The following is a 536-nucleotide window of genomic DNA, read 5'->3' as shown; positions in this document are numbered from 1 at the left end:
ACCCCCCATCTCGCGCCCGTCCCCGGACGAGGGCGCCCGACTGTGATCCCCACTCCGTACTGAGCCTCCCCCAGGGGAAAGGGCTGGTCTTGTCGGCGATACGCGGTTCTCACAACATGATCACCACACCGCCTCGCGCGGTATCGGCTGCGACCCCGGACGGGCCGCCGACGGAAAGCGGAACGCCTCCGGCGCTGTCGTGGGCCCAGCAGCGACTCTGGGTACTGGCGCAGTTGGACGGCGCCGGCATCGCGTACAACGAGCCGATGGGCTTCCGTCTGCGCGGTCCGCTGGACCGCGCGACGCTGGTCCGCGCACTCGACGCGCTGGTCGCCCGGCACGAGACGCTGCGCACCCGGCTGGTGTCCGCGGAAGGCGAGCCGTACCAGCGAATCGATCCGCCGGACACCGGATTCGCCCTCGCGGTGGAGGATCTGACCTCGTGTCAGGACGTCGAAGCCCGTCTCTCCGTCCGCCGGCGCGAGGAGTCCTTCACCCCGTTCGACATGAGCCGGGGCCCGCTGGCGCGCGGCCGG

General features: G+C 71.5%; 1 protein-coding gene. It reads left to right on the top strand.

The window, feature by feature from the left end:
• Positions 1-116: 116 nt before the first annotated feature.
• The coding region (locus BFF77_RS32645) for a condensation domain-containing protein (RefSeq protein ID WP_245704100.1) at positions 117-536 on the top strand (420 nt) is incomplete at its 3' end.

The organism is Streptomyces lushanensis (assembly GCF_001700515.1).
GTDB lineage: Bacteria > Actinomycetota > Actinomycetes > Streptomycetales > Streptomycetaceae > Streptomyces > Streptomyces lushanensis.
Note: the sequence above shows the minus strand (reverse complement) of the source record. Positions and strands in the feature narration are given on the sequence as shown.